Source organism: Actinoplanes sp. NPDC051537 (genome assembly GCF_055586105.1).
Genome location: NZ_JBVJIU010000005.1, coordinates 415,016 through 430,445, shown reverse-complemented (window position 1 = coordinate 430,445; position 15,430 = coordinate 415,016). Strand labels below are relative to the sequence as shown.

General features: G+C 71.0%; 15 protein-coding genes. 2 read left to right on the top strand and 13 right to left on the bottom strand.

Annotated elements, in window-relative coordinates:
• Positions 1-63: 63 nt before the first annotated feature.
• From carB to pyrR, 5 genes are read right to left on the bottom strand one after another with little or no spacing between them, the layout of a single operon-like run.
• Complete coding sequence (gene carB / locus ACZ6TB_RS14620) at positions 64-3,378, bottom strand: carbamoyl-phosphate synthase large subunit (protein ID WP_465554409.1); 3,315 nt, start codon at positions 3,376-3,378, stop codon at positions 64-66.
• Between the two features lie 3 nt (positions 3,379-3,381).
• A complete protein-coding gene (gene carA / locus ACZ6TB_RS14615; RefSeq protein WP_465554407.1) occupies positions 3,382-4,521 on the bottom strand; it encodes a glutamine-hydrolyzing carbamoyl-phosphate synthase small subunit in 1,140 nt (379 codons plus the stop codon).
• Positions 4,521-5,816 carry a dihydroorotase gene (locus ACZ6TB_RS14610; RefSeq protein ID WP_465554405.1) on the bottom strand — a complete coding sequence of 432 codons (1,296 nt, stop codon included), beginning with the start codon at positions 5,814-5,816 and terminating at the stop codon, positions 4,521-4,523. Before ACZ6TB_RS14610 ends, carA begins: the two co-directional genes overlap by 1 nt.
• Positions 5,813-6,736 (bottom strand): aspartate carbamoyltransferase catalytic subunit, encoded by a 924-nt coding sequence (locus tag ACZ6TB_RS14605; protein WP_465554403.1) that lies wholly within the window; start codon positions 6,734-6,736, stop codon positions 5,813-5,815. Before ACZ6TB_RS14605 ends, ACZ6TB_RS14610 begins: the two co-directional genes overlap by 4 nt.
• On the bottom strand, positions 6,733-7,308 hold the full coding sequence (pyrR, locus tag ACZ6TB_RS14600) for a bifunctional pyr operon transcriptional regulator/uracil phosphoribosyltransferase PyrR (protein ID WP_465554401.1): 576 nt from the start codon (positions 7,306-7,308) through the stop codon (positions 6,733-6,735). Before pyrR ends, ACZ6TB_RS14605 begins: the two co-directional genes overlap by 4 nt.
• A 324-nt stretch (positions 7,309-7,632) precedes the next feature.
• Between pyrR and bldD the strand changes: the two genes are divergently transcribed.
• Positions 7,633-8,121, top strand: a complete 489-nt coding sequence (gene bldD / locus ACZ6TB_RS14595; protein ID WP_020517563.1) for a transcriptional regulator BldD — start codon at positions 7,633-7,635, stop codon at positions 8,119-8,121.
• A gap of 281 nt (positions 8,122-8,402) precedes the next feature.
• Here bldD and nusB read toward each other — a convergent pair whose 3' ends face one another.
• From nusB to aroB, 4 genes are all read right to left on the bottom strand, one after another.
• Positions 8,403-8,813, bottom strand: coding sequence for a transcription antitermination factor NusB (nusB, locus tag ACZ6TB_RS14590; protein ID WP_465554630.1), 411 nt, complete (start codon positions 8,811-8,813; stop codon positions 8,403-8,405).
• A 69-nt stretch (positions 8,814-8,882) separates the two neighbouring features.
• Complete coding sequence (gene efp / locus ACZ6TB_RS14585; RefSeq protein WP_465554399.1) at positions 8,883-9,440, bottom strand: elongation factor P; 558 nt, start codon at positions 9,438-9,440, stop codon at positions 8,883-8,885.
• Positions 9,441-9,497: 57 nt separating this feature from the next.
• Positions 9,498-9,932 carry a type II 3-dehydroquinate dehydratase gene (gene aroQ / locus ACZ6TB_RS14580; protein WP_465554397.1) on the bottom strand — a complete coding sequence of 145 codons (435 nt, stop codon included), beginning with the start codon at positions 9,930-9,932 and terminating at the stop codon, positions 9,498-9,500.
• Positions 9,929-11,002, bottom strand: a complete 1,074-nt coding sequence (aroB, locus tag ACZ6TB_RS14575; RefSeq protein ID WP_465554395.1) for a 3-dehydroquinate synthase — start codon at positions 11,000-11,002, stop codon at positions 9,929-9,931. The genes aroQ and aroB overlap by 4 nt, the downstream gene beginning before the upstream one ends.
• 123 nt (positions 11,003-11,125) lie before the next feature.
• Between aroB and ACZ6TB_RS14570 the strand changes: the two genes are divergently transcribed.
• The gene (locus ACZ6TB_RS14570) at positions 11,126-11,842 is read left to right on the top strand and encodes a Clp protease N-terminal domain-containing protein (RefSeq protein ID WP_465554393.1); all 717 of its coding nucleotides are present in this window, start codon (positions 11,126-11,128) and stop codon (positions 11,840-11,842) included.
• Here the strand turns inward: ACZ6TB_RS14570 and ACZ6TB_RS14565 are convergent.
• The 4 genes from ACZ6TB_RS14565 to ACZ6TB_RS14550 form a co-directional block, all read right to left on the bottom strand.
• A complete protein-coding gene (locus ACZ6TB_RS14565) occupies positions 11,835-12,791 on the bottom strand; it encodes an NADP-dependent oxidoreductase (protein WP_465554391.1) in 957 nt (318 codons plus the stop codon). The two genes, ACZ6TB_RS14570 and ACZ6TB_RS14565, sit on opposite strands and share 8 nt — an antisense overlap.
• A gap of 47 nt (positions 12,792-12,838) precedes the next feature.
• On the bottom strand, positions 12,839-13,342 hold the full coding sequence (locus ACZ6TB_RS14560; RefSeq protein WP_465554389.1) for a shikimate kinase: 504 nt from the start codon (positions 13,340-13,342) through the stop codon (positions 12,839-12,841).
• Entirely contained in the window at positions 13,342-14,520 is a 1,179-nt protein-coding gene (gene aroC / locus ACZ6TB_RS14555) for a chorismate synthase (protein ID WP_465554388.1), read from the bottom strand. Before aroC ends, ACZ6TB_RS14560 begins: the two co-directional genes overlap by 1 nt.
• 67 nt (positions 14,521-14,587) lie before the next feature.
• A complete protein-coding gene (locus ACZ6TB_RS14550; protein WP_465554386.1) occupies positions 14,588-15,430 on the bottom strand; it encodes a shikimate dehydrogenase in 843 nt (280 codons plus the stop codon).

Below are 15,430 nucleotides of genomic sequence, written 5' to 3'. Positions count from 1 at the left end.
CCGCCCCCTCGAACCGCGGCACCGCGCAGGCAACGCCGCCCGCCAAGACCCCGCGCGACCGGCTCACTCGGCGCCCCGGAGGGCGGCGTGCAGCTCCTGCAGCGGGCGCACCGTCATGTCCCCGCGCATGAGGGCCTCGATGCCCATCACCGCCGCCGCCGCGCCCTGCGTCGTGGTGATGCTCGGGATGTCGGCGGTGACCGCCGCGCTGCGGATCTCATAGCCGTCCGAGCGGGCGCTGGCGCCCGACCCCTGCGGCGTGTTGATGATCATCGCGATCTCGCCGGCCAGGATCAGCGCCACCGCGTTCTGGCCGGGGCTCTCGTAATGCTTCGGGACGACCTCGCAGGCGATGCCGTGGCGGCGCAGCACCTCGCCGGTGCCGGCCGTCGTGACGATCGTGAAGCCGAGGTCGGCGAGCCGCTTGATCGGGAAGATCATCGAGCGCTTGTCGCGGTTGGCGACCGAGACGAAGATCTTGCCGCCGGTCGGGAGCGAGCCGTACGCGGCGGCCTGCGACTTGGCGAACGCCTGCCCGAAGCCGGCGTCGATGCCCATCACCTCGCCGGTCGACTTCATCTCGGGCCCGAGCAGGCTGTCGACGCCCTTGCCGGCGGGGGTGCGGAACCGCTTGAACGGCAGCACCGCCTCCTTGATGGCGATCGGCGCGTTCTCGGGCACCGTGCCGCCGTCGCCGGACGGGAGCAGCAGGCCTTCCTCGCGGAGCGAGGCGATCGTGGCGCCGAGCATGATGCGGGCCGCGGCCTTGGCCAGCGGGACCGCGGTCGCCTTGGAGACGAACGGGACGGTGCGGGACGCGCGCGGGTTGGCCTCGAGCACGTAGAGGGTGTCGTCCTTGAGCGCGTACTGCACGTTGAGCAGGCCGCGCACCCCGACGCCGCGGGCGATCGCCTCGGTGTAGCGCCGCACCTCGGCCAGGTGCGAGCCGGCCAGCGTCACCGGGGGCAGCGAGCAGGACGAGTCGCCGGAGTGGATGCCGGCCTCCTCGATGTGCTCCATCACGCCGCCCAGGTAGACCTCGCCGGTGGCGTCGCAGAGCGCGTCGACGTCGATCTCGATGGCGTCGTCGAGGAACCGGTCGACCAGCACCGGGTGGTCGGGCGAGATCTGGGTGGCGCGCTCGATGTAGCCGGCCAGCGTCGGCTCGTCGTAGACGATCTCCATGCCCCGGCCGCCGAGCACGTACGACGGGCGGACCAGCACCGGGTAGCCGATCGCGTCGGCGATCCCCTTGGCCTCCTCGAAGCTGGTGGCGGTGCCGTGGTCGGGCGAGCGCAGGCCGGCCTTGCCGAGCACGGCGCCGAACTGGCCGCGGTCCTCGGCCAGGTCGATCGACTCGGGCGAGGTGCCGACGATCGGGACGCCGGCCTTCTTGAGCCGCTTCGCGAGGCCGAGCGGGGTCTGGCCGCCGAGCTGGACGATCACGCCGACCACGCCCGGGCCGCCGGCCGCCTTGCCGCTGGAGTCCTCGGAGTGGAAGACCTCGAGGACGTCCTCGAACGTCAGCGGCTCGAAGTAGAGCCGGTCGGCGGTGTCGTAGTCGGTCGAGACCGTCTCCGGGTTGCAGTTGACCATGACGGTCTCGTAGTCGACCCCGCGCAGCGCCATGACCGCGTGCACGCACGAGTAGTCGAACTCGATGCCCTGGCCGATGCGGTTCGGTCCCGAGCCGAGAATCAGCACCTTGGGCCGGTCGGAGGGCGCGACCTCGGTCTCCTCGTCGTAGGACGAGTAGTGGTACGGGGTGTTCGCCTCGAACTCGGCGGCGCAGGTGTCCACCGTCTTGTAGACCGGGCGGACGCCGAGCCGGTGCCGCAGCGTACGCACGCCGTCCTCGCCGGCGAGCTCGGGTCGCAGCGCCGCGAGTTGCCGGTCGGAGAGGCCGGCCCGCTTGGCCCGGCGCAGCAGTTCCTCGTCGAGCACGGCCGCGTCCGAAATGTCCGCACGCAGCTCGACCAGCGCCTGGATCTCCTCGAGGAACCAGGGGTCGATCCCGCCGCTGGCCTCGAAGACCTGGTCGATCGTGGCGCCCATGCGCAGCGCGCGCTCGACGGTGTAGAGCCGGCCGTCATGGGGCGTGCGCAGGGCCGACAAAACCTCATCCAAGGAAGAGGAGTCCTCCGCCGCGGTCCAGAAACCGGCGGCCGACGTCTCCAGCGACCGCATCGCCTTGTTGAGCGCCTCGGCGAAGTTGCGGCCGAGCGACATCGCCTCGCCCACCGACTTCATCGTGGTGGTCAGCTCGGGGTCGGCGCCCGGGAACTTCTCGAACGCGAACCGCGGGATCTTGACGACCACGTAGTCGAGGGCCGGCTCGAAGGCGGCCGGCGTCTTCAGCGTGATGTCGTTCGGGATCTCGTCGAGCGTGTAGCCGATGGCCAGCTTCGCGGCGATCTTCGCAATCGGGAAGCCGGTGGCCTTCGACGCCAGCGCACTGCTTCGCGACACCCGCGGGTTCATCTCGATGACGACCAGGCGGCCGTCGCTCGGGTTGACCGCGAACTGGATGTTGCAGCCGCCGGTGTCGACGCCGACCTCGCGCAGCACGGCGATGCCGAGGTCGCGGAGGTCCTGGTACTCCCGGTCGGTGAGGGTCATGGCCGGGGCCACGGTCACCGAGTCGCCGGTGTGCACGCCCATCGGGTCGACGTTCTCGATCGAGCACACGACCACGACGTTGTCGTGCTTGTCGCGCATGAGCTCGAGCTCGTACTCCTTCCAGCCGAGCACGCTCTCCTCGATCAGCACCTCGTGCACCGGCGACGCGGCCAGGCCGTCGCCGGCGATGCGCGACAGGTCCTCCGGCGTGTGCGCCATGCCCGAGCCCAGCCCGCCCATGGTGAACGAGGGCCGGATGACCACCGGGAGACCGAGCTCCTCGACGGTGGAGAGCACCTCGTCCATCGTGTGGCAGACCCGGGACCGCGGCGTCTCGCCGCCCGCGCGCGCCACGATCTCCTTGAAGAGCTGACGGTCCTCGCCGCGCCGGATGGCGTCGATGTTGGCGCCGATCAGCTCGACGCCGTACTTCTCCAGGACGCCGTTCTCGTGCAGGGCGACCGCCGTGTTCAGCGCGGTCTGCCCGCCCAGCGTGGGCAGGATCGCGTCCGGCCGCTCCTTGGCGATGACCAGCTCGACGAACTCCGGGGTGATCGGCTCGACGTAGGTGGCGTCGGCGAACTCGGGGTCGGTCATGATCGTGGCCGGGTTCGAGTTGACCAGCGAGACGCGCAGCCCCTCGGCCCGCAGCACCCGGCAGGCCTGGGTGCCGGAGTAGTCGAACTCGCAGGCCTGCCCGATGACGATCGGCCCCGAGCCGATCACCATGACGTGCTTGAGATCTTCACGCTTCGGCATGCGTCAGCCCTTCTTTTCCACGAGCTCGACACTGGGCTTGCCTTTTCGTTCCACAAGTTCCACGAAACGGTCGAAGAGGTAGTCGGCGTCGTGCGGCCCGGCGGCGGCCTCGGGGTGGTACTGGACGGTGAACGCGGGGACGTCCAGGCCCCGCAGGCCTTCGACCACGTTGTCGTTGAGGCAGACGTGCGACACCTCGACGCCGCCGAACTCGGTGTCGATCACCGTGCCGAGCGGGGCGTCGACCGCGAAGCCGTGGTTGTGCGAGGTGACCTCGACCTTGCCGGTGGTCTTGTCGAGCACCGGCTGGTTGATGCCGCGGTGGCCGTAGCCGAGCTTGTAGGTGCCGAAGCCGAGCGCGCGGCCCAGGATCTGGCTGCCGAAGCAGATTCCGAACAGCGGCTTGCGTACGCGCATGACCTCCCGGGCCAGCGCGACCGGCCCGTCGGCGGTGGCCGGGTCGCCGGGGCCGGGCGAGAAGAACACCGCGTCGGGGCCGACCGCGAGCAGCTCCTCGATCGTCGAGGAGGCCGGGAAGATGTGCGTGGTCACCCCGCGCTCGGCGAGCCGACGCGAGACGTTGCGCTTGATGCCCAGGTCGAGGGCCGCGACCGTGTACCGGTGCTCCCCGACCGCCTCGACCGTATATTTCGCCGAAGTCGTGACTTCGGCGGACAAGTCGGCGCCGGCCATCTGCGGCGCGGCGCGCACTCGCGTCAGCAGCGAGGCCGGGTCGAGGTCGACGCTCGAGATGCCGACCCGCATGGCCCCCCGCGACCGGAGGTGGCGGGTCAGCGCTCGGGTGTCGATCCCGCTGATCCCGACGACCCCTTCGGCCGCGAGCCGATCACCGAGGTCGCCCGTGGAGCGCCAGTTCGACGGCCGTCGCGCCGGGTCGCGCACGACATATCCGGCAACCCAAATTTTGTCGGATTCGTCGTCTTCCCCATTGACGCCCGTATTGCCGATCATCGGGGCGGTCTGCACGACGACCTGCCGGTGATACGACGGGTCGGTCAGCGTCTCCTGATAACCGGTCATGCCGGTGGTGAAGACCGCCTCGCCGAAGGTCTCCCCCGGGGCGCCATAGGCGGAACCCCAGAACGTGCGCCCGTCCTCGAGCACGAGGATCGCTTTACTCATTACTTCACAGCCTTCCCGTCCAGGACCGTCGGCTCTCCCCGGAGGAAGGTCGCGACGATGCGACCCGGCAGGGTGGTGCCCGTGTACGGCGTGTTGCGACTGCGGCTCGCCAGCTCGCTCGGGTCGACGACCCGGCGGGCGGACGGGTCCACCAGCGTGAGGTTGGCCGGCGCGCCGGCCGACAGGTCGGTGCCGTGCCCGTCCCTCTTGAGGCTCTTCGGGTCTTGGCGGTCCAGCCCCGCGATGCGGGCCGGCGTGCGGGACATCCGGTCGGCGATCAGATCCCACCGCTCGCCGAGGACGCTGAGCACGATCGGGAGCGCGGTCTCCAGGCCCAGCATGCCGGGCCGGGCGTACGCCCACTCGCATTCCTTGTCCTCGACCGCGTGCGGCGCGTGGTCGGTCGCGACCACGTCGATGACGCCCTCGATCAGGGCCTGCCGCAGGGCGGCGACGTCGGACGCCGTACGCAATGGTGGGTTGACCTTGAAGACCGGGTCGTAGGAGGCCGCCAGCTCGTCGGTGAGCAGCAGGTGATGCGGGGTGACCTCGGCCGTGACCCGCACGCCGCGGGCCTTGGCCTGGCGCAGCACCTCGACCGAGCCGGCCGTGGAGACGTGGCAGACGTGCAGGCGGCTGCCCACGTGCTCGGCGAGCAGCACGTCGCGCGCGATGATCGCCTCCTCGGCGACCGCGGGCCAGCCGGTGAGGCCGAGCCGGGTGCTGACCTCGCCCTCGTGCATCTGGGCGCCCTCGGTGAGGCGCGGCTCCTCGGCGTGCTGGGCGATGATGCCGTCGAACGCCTTCACGTACTCCAGGGCGCGGCGCATGAGGCGCGGGTCGGCCACGCAGAAGCCGTCGTCGGAGAAGATCCGTACGTTGGCCGCGCTCGTCGCCATCGCGCCCAGCTCGGCCAGCTGCTTGCCGGCCAGCCCGACGGTGACCGCGCCGATCGGCTGCACGTCGACCAGGCCGGCCTCGCGGCCGAGGCGCCAGACCTGCTCGACCACGCCCGCGGTGTCGGCGACCGGCGACGTGTTCGCCATCGCGCAGACCGCCGTGTAGCCGCCCAGCGCCGCGGCCCGGGAGCCGGTCTCGACCGTCTCGGCGTCTTCCCGGCCCGGCTCGCGCAGGTGGGTGTGCAGGTCGACGAGGCCCGGGAGCGCGACGAGCCCGGCCGCGTCGATGGTCTCCGCCCCGGCGGCCGGCCCGGACGCGATCACGCCGTCGGTCACGAAGAGGTCGGCCGGCGCGCCTCCGAGAACCGAGACACCCTTCAGCACGTACGCGGTCATGCCTTGCCCCCCAGCAGCAGATAGAGAACCGCCATGCGGGCACTGACCCCGTTGGCGACCTGTTCGACGATCGTGGAACGGGACGAGTCGGCCACCTCGGGCGTGATCTCCATGCCCCGGTTCATCGGGCCCGGGTGCATGACGATCGCGTGCTCGGGCATCTTGCGCATGCGCGCGAGATCGAGACCGTAGCGGCGGCTGTACTCCCGCGCGGAGGGGAAGTACGAGTCCTGCATGCGCTCGGTCTGCACTCGCAGCATCATCACGACGTCCATGTCGGGCAGGACGCTATCGAGGTCGTACGACACTTTTGCCTGGTGATCGAGCGCGGCCGCGATGTCGACCGGGATGAGGGTGGGCGGGCCGATCAGCGTGACCTCGGCGCCGAGCGTCGCGAGCAGCAGCACATTGGACCGGGCGACGCGGCTGTGCAGCACGTCCCCGACGATCGCGACCTTCAGCCCCTCGATCTTTCCCAACCGCGAGCGCATCGTGTACGCGTCGAGCAGCGCCTGCGTCGGATGCTCGTGCGTGCCGTCGCCGGCGTTGATCACCGAACCGTCGACCCAGCTCGCCAACCGGTGCGGCGCCCCGGAGGCGGCGTGCCGGATCACGACCGCGTCGGCGCCCATCGCCTGCAATGTGAGAGCCGTGTCCTTCAGACTCTCACCCTTCGAGACGCTGGAGCCTTTTGCGGAAAAATTGATGACGTCGGCCGAGAGCCGCTTGGCCGCCGCCTCGAACGAGATCCGGGTGCGGGTCGAGTCCTCGTAGAAGAGGTTCACCACGGTGCGGCCGCGGAGCGTCGGAAGCTTCTTGACCTCGCGGCCGGCGAGCGCGGCCATCTCGCCCGCGGTGTCCAGGATCAGGGTGGCGGTGGCCGCGTCGAGGTCGGCCGCCGAGCGCAGGTGCTTGATCACAGTCCGCCTCCATTTTCGCCGCCGCCCGTCAGCCGGACCTCGTCCAGGCCGTCGGTCTCGGACAGCGACACGCGCACGCTCTCTTCCAGCGCGGTCGGGATGTTCTTGCCCACGTAGTCGGCGCGGATCGGCAGCTGGCGGTGACCCCGGTCGACCAGGACGGCGAGCTGCACCGAGCTCGGACGGCCGACATCGTTCAGCGCGTCGAGCGCCGCCCGCACCGTACGGCCGGAAAAGAGCACGTCATCGACCAGGATGACCCGCCGCCCGTCGATGCCGCCGCCGGGAAGCTCGGTCTTGCCGAGCGCGCGGGTGGCGTGCAGGCGCAGGTCGTCGCGATAGAGCGTGATGTCGAGCGACCCGACCGGGACGTCGATGCCCTCGAAGGCGTGGATGCGGGAGGCCAGCCGCTTCGCGAGCGGGGCGCCTCGGGTGGGAATGCCGAGAAGCACGGTGCCGGTGGCGCCCGACGTCTTCTCGAGAATCTGATGAGCGATGCGGTCGACGACCCGATGCAGGTCGGACTCGCTCAAGATGATCTTGCTGGTCGTGTCGGCGCGCGGCGAAGCCACGGCAGACCTCCTTCCCCGCCTCACGGGACGGGTCGTTAAAGGACGTCGACGGGAACCCCTGCCGGACTTCTTTTCAGAAGGGCTTCCCGATGGCTGACGCTACGTTACCAGTGGACGCGGCGCTGACCATGGTGACCTGGCCGACGCTCGCGCCGGTCCGTATCGGCCCTCATCAGACGGACGAATCCGGCAAGTCCCCCGTGGGCCGCGCGACTCATCGGTAACCAACACTTGACCGGCCGCCTCACACTGCGTACCGTCACGCTGCGTAGCGATCGCGGAGGAAGAACCCTCCGGGCCAGCACAGTACTGGGAGTGTTCCGAATGCCGTCTGAGTACGCCAAGTCGTTGGGCGCCCGCCTGCGCTCCATCCGCCAGCAGCAGGGGCTGTCCCTGCAGGGTGTGGAAGAGAAGTCGAACGGCCGTTGGAAGGCCGTCGTGGTGGGCTCGTACGAGCGCGGCGACCGCGCAGTCACCGTGTCGCGCCTCGCCGAGCTGGCCGACTTCTATCGCGTGCCCGTCTCGGAGCTGCTGCCCGACGGCAGCGGCGTCCGCCTCGAGGCCACCAACAAGATCGTGCTCGACCTGGAGAAGCTGTACGACACCACGGGCGAGGATCTCGCTTATGTCGCGCGGTACGCCCGGGCCATCCAGCAGCAGCGCGGCGACTACAACGGCCGCGTCCTCTCCATCCGAGCCGACGACCTGCGCGCGCTCGCCATCGTCTACGACATCTCGCCGTCGGGCCTCATCGAGCGCCTCACGGAGCAGGGTGTCCTGGTGGCCGACCCGCGCGCCTTCTTCGCCAGCTGATCCACCGACGCACCACGAAAGGCCCGCGGGGACCCCGCGGGCCTTTCGTTTTCCTTATCCTGGCCACACCCCGTCACGACCCCTCCGGCCGGCACGAGGTTCGATATCACCGTTAGTGCCGACGGACCGGGCCGACCCTCACACCAACGCCCGTTTTCGCACACTAAGCGAACGCGAACCCCCACCCGTGCCCACTCACTTTCCGTGGCCTGATCGCGACGACTACGCGCAGAGGCCGCCCGGAGAATTTCCGGGCGGCCTCATCAACGATCAAGCAACGGTCAGCGCGAGGCGAACTCCGCGATCCGGCCGAGGATGCCGTTCAGGAAGCGCGGGCTGTCGTCGGTCGACATCTGCCGCGCCAGCTCCACCGCCTCGGTGATGGCGACCGGGTCGTCGATCTCGGGGACGTAGAGCAGCTCGTACACCGCGATGCGCGCCAGGTTGCGGTCGACCACGGGCATGCGTTCGAGCGTCCACCCCTCGGCGTAGCTCGCGATCAGCTCGTCGATCCGGTCGAGGTTCTTCGCCACGCCCTCGACCAGGCTGACCGCGTAGTCCATGTGGTCGGGTCGCGGCTTCTCTATCCGCTCGAGGTAGGTGCGCAGCACCTCGCTCGGCGGCAGGTCGCGCAGGTCGGCCTCGTAGAGCACGTCCAGCGCCCGCTTACGCGCCTTCCGGCGTGCGGGCATATGCGTCTTGGGGGCCTCAGGCATGGCCTTCATTCCGGTTATGGGTGGTGGCGGGCCGGCGGGACGGGATCAGGAACGACCGAGGTAGCGGCCGTCACGGGTGTCGACCTTGATCTTCTCGCCGGTGGTGATGAACAGCGGAACGTTGACCGTCGCGCCGGTCTCGACCGTGGCCGGCTTGGTGCCGCCGGTCGAGCGGTCGCCCTGCAGGCCCGGCTCGGTGTAGGTGACCTCGAGGAAGACGCTGGTCGGCAGCTCGATGTAGAGCGGGACGCCCTCGTGCGTGGCGACCGTGGCCTCGGCCTCGGGGAGCAGGTAGTTCGCGTTCTCGCCGACGGTGCCGCCGGGGACCGTGATCTGGTCGAACGTGTCCAGGTCCATGAAGACGAAGTCTTCGCCGTCCTGGTAGAGGTACTGCATGGTGCGCTTGTCGACCGTGGCGGTGTCAACCTTCGTGCCGGCGTTGAACGTCTTGTCGACGACCTTGCCGGAGAGCACGTTCTTCAGCGTGGTGCGCACGAACGCCCCACCCTTACCCGGCTTCACGTGCTGAAACTCCACGACGGACCACAGATCGCCGTCGAGGTTGAGCACCAGGCCGTTCTTCAGGTCGTTCGTGGAAGCCATAGTTTTTTGAGAACCCTTTTTCGATACGTATCGGTGACCGACCGAGTTTACCGGCGGTCAGGCCGCGCCGCCCACCTGGGCCAGGTGCTCCAGCGCCAGCCGGTAGCCGTCGACGCCCAGACCCGCGATCACGCCGGTGGCAACCGCCGTGATGACCGATTTGTGCCTGAATTCCTCGCGCCGGTGAATGTTGGAGATGTGCACCTCGACGAGCCGCCCGTCGAGCATGGCGCACGCGTCCCGCACGGCGATGCTGTAGTGGGTCCAGCCACCCGGGTTGATCACCACGTCGGCGCCGGCGTCGGCCGCCTCGTGCAGCCACCGGATCATCTCGAACTCGGCGTCGGTCTGCCGCACCTCGACCTCGAGGCCGAGCCGCTTGCCGGTGTCGAGGCAGAGGCGGACGAGATCGTCGTACGTCGTCGACCCGTAGATCGACGGCTCCCGCGTGCCGAGCCGCCCGATGTTGGGCCCGTTGAGCACGTAGATCATCGCGTCACCTCCGCATAGGCCTCGCGCAGCAGCCCCTCGTCGGGCCCGGTGAGGATGCCCGGCTTGGCCAGGCCGTCGAGAACAACGAAACGCAAGGTGTCGGCCCGCGTCTTCTTGTCGACGCGCATCGCGCTCAAGAGGTCGTTCCAGGCCTCTTGCCCGTACGCCGTGGGCAGCCCCACGCTCGCGAGGGCGGCGCGATGCCGGGCCGCCGTCTCGTCATCGAGGCGGCCGGAGAGCCGCGACAGCTCGGCCGCGAAGATCAGCCCGACCGACACCGCATGGCCGTGCTTCCAGGTGTATCTCTCGCGCTTCTCGATCGCGTGGCCGAGCGTGTGCCCGTAGTTGAGGATCTCGCGCAGCCCCGACTCCTTGAGGTCGACGCTGACCACCTCGGCCTTGACCCGGATCGCCCGCTCGACCAGCTCGCGCAGCACGTCGCCGCGCGGGTCGGCGGCCGCCGCCGGGTCGCCCTCGACGAGCTCGAGGATCCGCGGATCGGCGATGAACCCGCACTTGATGACCTCGGCCAGCCCCGCCGTGAGGTCGTCGGCCGGCAGCGACCCGAGCGCATCGAGATCGCACAGCACGCCGGCCGGCGGGTGGAACGCGCCGACCAGGTTTTTCCCGGCGGCGATGTTGACCCCGGTCTTGCCGCCCACCGACGCGTCGACCATGCCGAGCAGCGACGTCGACACCGGCACCCAGCGCACCCCGCGCAGCCACGAGGCGGCCACGAACCCGGCCAGGTCGGTGACCGCGCCCCCGCCGACGCCGACGACCACGTCGCTGCGGGTGAAGCCGGCCTCGCCCAGCGAATCCCAGCAGCGGGCCGCCACCTCGACCGTCTTGCCGCGCTCGGCGTCGGGCACCTCGATCATCGTGATCTTCGCGGTTCTCGAGCTTTTCAGGGCGCTCGCCACCTGCTCGGCGCGCGCACGCAGGGGCGCCGAGAAGAGCACCGCGACCCGCGCGGCATCGCCGACCAGCCCCGGCAGCTCGCCGGTCAGGTCGCGACCGACCAGGACGTCATACTCCCGGTCACCACCCACGTGTATGCGTGTCACCACGGCGGAAACACTAGCCGCGGCGTACGACGGAAATCGCCCCGCCCGGGTGGGGTTCCATCCCTCGGACACTCGGGCCGCCATGGGGTTATATCTTTCTACCCCCAGACGGGTTACAACTGGCTCATGCCGAAAATCAACGTGTACCTGCCCGACGACCTGGCCGACGCGGTCCGGGACGCCGGGCTGCCCGTCTCCGCGATCTGCCAGCGTGCCCTGGAGCAGGCCGTTCGCCGTACCACCGCCATTCGCCATGCTCTGCTCGACGACATCAAGCCCGACCAGCTCGCCGCCCGCCTGCCCAGCTTCACCGCCCGCCTGGTGAATGCCGTGACGCTGGCCGCCGACCGCGCGAAGGCCGCCGGCGGCGCCAACGTAACCACCGGCGACCTGCTGGCCGGGATGGTCGCCGAGGGCGGCAACCTGGCGCTGCAGATCCTGATCGCGGTCGAGGTCGACCCGGCCACGCTCGACCTGCCGTCCGGGGCGGAGGCCGGTTCCGCGGAGCCCGGCCTGCGGTTCAGCAACGCGGCCGCGGTCGCGATCGAGCTGGCCGTGGGGGAAGCGATCGGGCTGGGCCACAACTACGTGGGCTGCGAGCACATGCTGATCGCGCTGTCCTCCGAGCCGGACGGCCTCGCGGGCGAGCTGCTGCGGGCGCGGGGCGCCGACGGCCGGGCCACCCGCCGGGCGGTCGCGGCGGCGATCGCCGGGTACGCCCATCTGCGCGCCAGCACGGCGGCGTCCCCGGCGGCCCTGCCGACCGGGATCCTGACGGCGGTGCGCGCCGAGCTGGCCCCGCTGATCCAGCGCATCGAACGCCTGGAGACCCGCCTCAACTAGCCGGCTGCCGCCCCGCGTCGGCGGCCAACCCCATGGCCAGCACGATCTTGCCGCGCGTGTGCCGGGCGGCCAGCTCGGTGTACGCCTCGCGCACGCCCTCGAGCGGATACACCGCCGCGATCGGCAGCACGATGCGGCCCCACGCCAGCTCCTCCGCCACGAACCCCAGCACCTCGGCGTCGCTCGCCGTCGAGCTGCCCTCGGCCTTGGCCCCCGCCTTCTGCGCCGCCGCGTAGTCGATCACGGTGTTGATCCGGGACGGGTCGACGCCCAGGGAGACGGCCAGGTCGACGTACCCGTTGCCGTACGTGTCCAGGAAAGCGTCGATGCCGGACGGGACCACCTTGCGCAACCGGTCCCCGAGATCGTCGCCGTAGGTGACGGGGATGGCGCCGACCGAGCGCAACCAGGCCGCGTTGCTCTCGCTCGCGATGCCGACGACCGTGGCGCCGGCGTTGCGGGCCAGCTGGACGGTGAGCGAGCCGACGCCGCCCGCCGCGCCGCTGACCACCACGGTCTCGCCGGCCGTCGGCTGCACGGCGCGGACCGAGGCGTACGCGGTGACGCCGGCGACGAAAAGGCCCCCGGCCCGGATCCAGTCCAGCGCCAGGGGCTTGCGGGTCAGATGATCGGCGGCGACCACGACGTGCTCGGCGTGCGAGGACCGACCGTCGGACCAGCCGAGCACCTCGTCGCCGATCGCGAACTCGGTCACCGAGGTGCCCACCTCGACGACCCGGCCCGCGAAGTCGCTGCCCTGGCCGGAGGGGAACGTCGCGGGCCAGCGCTCGTGCAGCAGGCCCGACCGGATCGCGATCTCGCCGGGGTTGATGCCGGCCGCGACCACCTCGACGAGGACCTGGTCGGCCGCCGGCTCGGGCGGAGGGACGTCCTCGATGCGCAGGACGCCGACGTCACCGTACTGATCGAAACGAACCGCTCGTGTCATGCCATCAGATCTACCCCGCCGGCCACGCCGACGCGTGGTCTGGTGGGTCACACCTTGAGCAGGCCGGCCACCTCGGCCGCGATCTCCTCCGGGTCACGCCCGTCGGTCGCCACCGTGTGCGTGGCCACCGAGGCGTACAGCGGGCGGCGCTGGTCGAGCAGGTATTTCAACGTCGCCCGCGGGTTCACCGACAGCAGCGGCCGGCCCGCGCCCAGGCCGACCCGCTTCACCGCGTCGGACAGCTCGACCGACAGGTACACCACGGTCTGGTCGCTCAGCAGCTCCCGCGTTCCGGCGTCCAGGATCGCCCCGCCGCCGAGGGACAAGATCCCGTCGTATTCGGCCAACGCGGTGGCGATCTCCGAGCGCTCCAGGGCGCGGAACGCATCCTCCCCGTCATCGAAGAAGATCTCGGGGATCGGCTTGCCGGCCGAAGCCTCGATGAGCGCGTCGGAGTCGACGAACGGCACGCCCAGAGCAGCGGCGACCAGCGAGCCGACGGTCGACTTGCCGGCGCCGGGCGCGCCCACGACCACGGCCACCGGCGCCATCAGCGGATCACCAGGGAATCGAGGTACCCGGTCAGGTTGCGGCGGATCTCGGCCACCGAGTCGCCGCCGAACTTCTCGGTCGCGGCCTCGGCCAGCACCAGCGCGACCATGGCCTCGGCGACGACCGCGCCGGCCGGGACCGCGCAGACGTCGGAGCGCTGGTTGATCGCGGTGGCCGGCTCGCCGGTGGTCACGTCGATGGTCTGCAGGGCCCGGTTCAGCGACGAGATCGGCTTGAGCGCGGCCCGCACCCGCAGCGGCTCGCCGTTGGTGATGCCGCCCTCGAGGCCGCCGGCCCGGTCGGTCACCCGGCGCACGCCGTCGGCGGTCGGGATGATCTCGTCGTGGGCGACCGAGCCACGGGACCGGGCCTGGGTGAAGCCGTCCCCGATCTCGACGCCCTTGACCGACTGGATCGACATCAGGGCGGCGGCCAGGCGACCGTCGAGCTTGCGGTCCCACTGCACATGAGACCCGAGACCAGGGGGTACGCCGTAAGCCAGCACCTCGACGATGCCGCCGAGCGTGTCGGCGTCCTTCTTCGCCGCGTCGACCTCGGCGACCATGCGGGCGCTCGCCTCGGGGTCGAGGCAGCGCAGCGGGTCGGCGTCGATGCGGCCGGCGTCCTCGGGGGCCGGGATGAGGCCGGTCTTGGCGGCCACCGAGCCGAGCTCGATCACGTGCGAGACGATCTCGATGCCGAGCGCCTGCTTGATCAGCGCCTTCGCGACCACGCCGACGGCGACCCGGGCCGCCGTCTCGCGGGCGCTCGCGCGCTCGAGGATCGGCCGGGCGTCGGTGTGCCCGTACTTCTGCATGCCGGCCAGGTCGGCGTGGCCGGGCCGGGGCCGGGTCAGCGGCGCGTTGCGGGCCTGGGAGGCCAGCTCCTCGGGGTCGACCGGGTCGGCCGCCATCACGGTCTGCCACTTGGGCCACTCGGAGTTGGCGATCCGGATCGCGACCGGGCTGCCCAGCGTGAGCCCGTGCCGGAGACCGCCGACGACCTCCACGACGTCCTGCTCGAAGGACATGCGGGCGCCGCGGCCGTAGCCGAGCCGGCGGCGCGCGAGATCGCGCCCGATCTCCTCGCTCGTCACTTCCACCCCGGCGGGAACGCCCTCGAGCATCGCGACGAGCGCCGGGCCATGGGATTCACCTGCGGTAAGCCAGCGCAACACGGATGAAGTCTCGCACGGCCGTCACACCGGTCGCCGCAGGCATGGCGGCGTCCCGCACACCGGAATGTCAGCGGCGGTTCGCGGCCGCGAACAGGGCCTGCCGCATCGCCGCCTCGGGCGCCGGCATCACGCCGGTGAACTGTTCGAACTGGCTCAGCGCCTGGCCCAGCAGCAGGTCGAGGCCGGAGACGACCGGCACCCCGGCCGCCGAGGCCGCGGCCGCGAGCGGGGTGGGCCACGGGTCGTAGATCGCGTCGAACAGCACCGTGCCGGGCCGCCATGCCACCGTGCCCGCGAAAACGTCGGCCGCGCCCTTGGGGACCGTGGAGATCACGGCATCGGCGGCGAAATGCGACTCGGCGGCGGTCCAGGGCGCCCCGGCCAGCGCGAGACCGAGCGCGTCGGCGGCCGGCCGCAGCTCCTCGTACGCCGCGGGGCGGCGGGTCACCACGGTCACCTCGGTGGCGCCGAGCTCGGCCGCCGCGCCGAGGGCCGCCCGGCAGGTGCCGCCGCCGCCGAGGACGGTCACCGACGGGGAGGCGCCGAGACCCGCCTCGCGCAGGACGCGGACCATGCCCGCCACGTCGGTGTTGTCCGCGTGCCAGGCGCCGTGCTCATCGCGTACGAGCGTATTGGCCGCACCCGTCGCCCGCGCGACCGACGTCGCCGTCGCCGCCAGGCGAAGCGCCTCCTCCTTGAGCGGCATGGTCAGCGACAGGCCCGCCCAGGACGCGTCGAGTCCGTCGATCAGCGCCGCCAGCTCGGCCTCGGCGCACTCGATCGCGACGTAGCTCCAGCCGGACAGCCCGGCCGCCGCGAAACCGGCGTTGTGGATCACCGGGGAGAGCGAGTGCGCGATCGGCTTGCCGAGCACGGCGGCCCGGCGCGACGGTGTGTCGGCGGCGTTCAC

Bases quoted from the DNA above. Each gene is read 5' to 3' on its own strand.
- carB (WP_465554409.1), bottom strand. From the start codon at position 3,378: ATGCCGAAGCGTGAAGATCTCAAGCACGTCATGGTGATCGGCTCGGGG.
- carA (WP_465554407.1), bottom strand. From the start codon at position 4,521: ATGAGTAAAGCGATCCTCGTGCTCGAGGACGGGCGCACGTTCTGGGGT.
- ACZ6TB_RS14610 (WP_465554405.1), bottom strand. From the start codon at position 5,816: ATGACCGCGTACGTGCTGAAGGGTGTCTCGGTTCTCGGAGGCGCGCCG.
- bldD (WP_020517563.1), top strand. From the start codon at position 7,633: ATGCCGTCTGAGTACGCCAAGTCGTTGGGCGCCCGCCTGCGCTCCATC.
- nusB (WP_465554630.1), bottom strand. From the start codon at position 8,813: ATGCCCGCACGCCGGAAGGCGCGTAAGCGGGCGCTGGACGTGCTCTAC.
- efp (WP_465554399.1), bottom strand. From the start codon at position 9,440: ATGGCTTCCACGAACGACCTGAAGAACGGCCTGGTGCTCAACCTCGAC.
- aroQ (WP_465554397.1), bottom strand. From the start codon at position 9,932: ATGATCTACGTGCTCAACGGGCCCAACATCGGGCGGCTCGGCACGCGG.
- ACZ6TB_RS14570 (WP_465554393.1), top strand. From the start codon at position 11,126: ATGCCGAAAATCAACGTGTACCTGCCCGACGACCTGGCCGACGCGGTC.
- ACZ6TB_RS14565 (WP_465554391.1), bottom strand. From the start codon at position 12,791: ATGACACGAGCGGTTCGTTTCGATCAGTACGGTGACGTCGGCGTCCTG.
- ACZ6TB_RS14560 (WP_465554389.1), bottom strand. From the start codon at position 13,342: ATGGCGCCGGTGGCCGTGGTCGTGGGCGCGCCCGGCGCCGGCAAGTCG.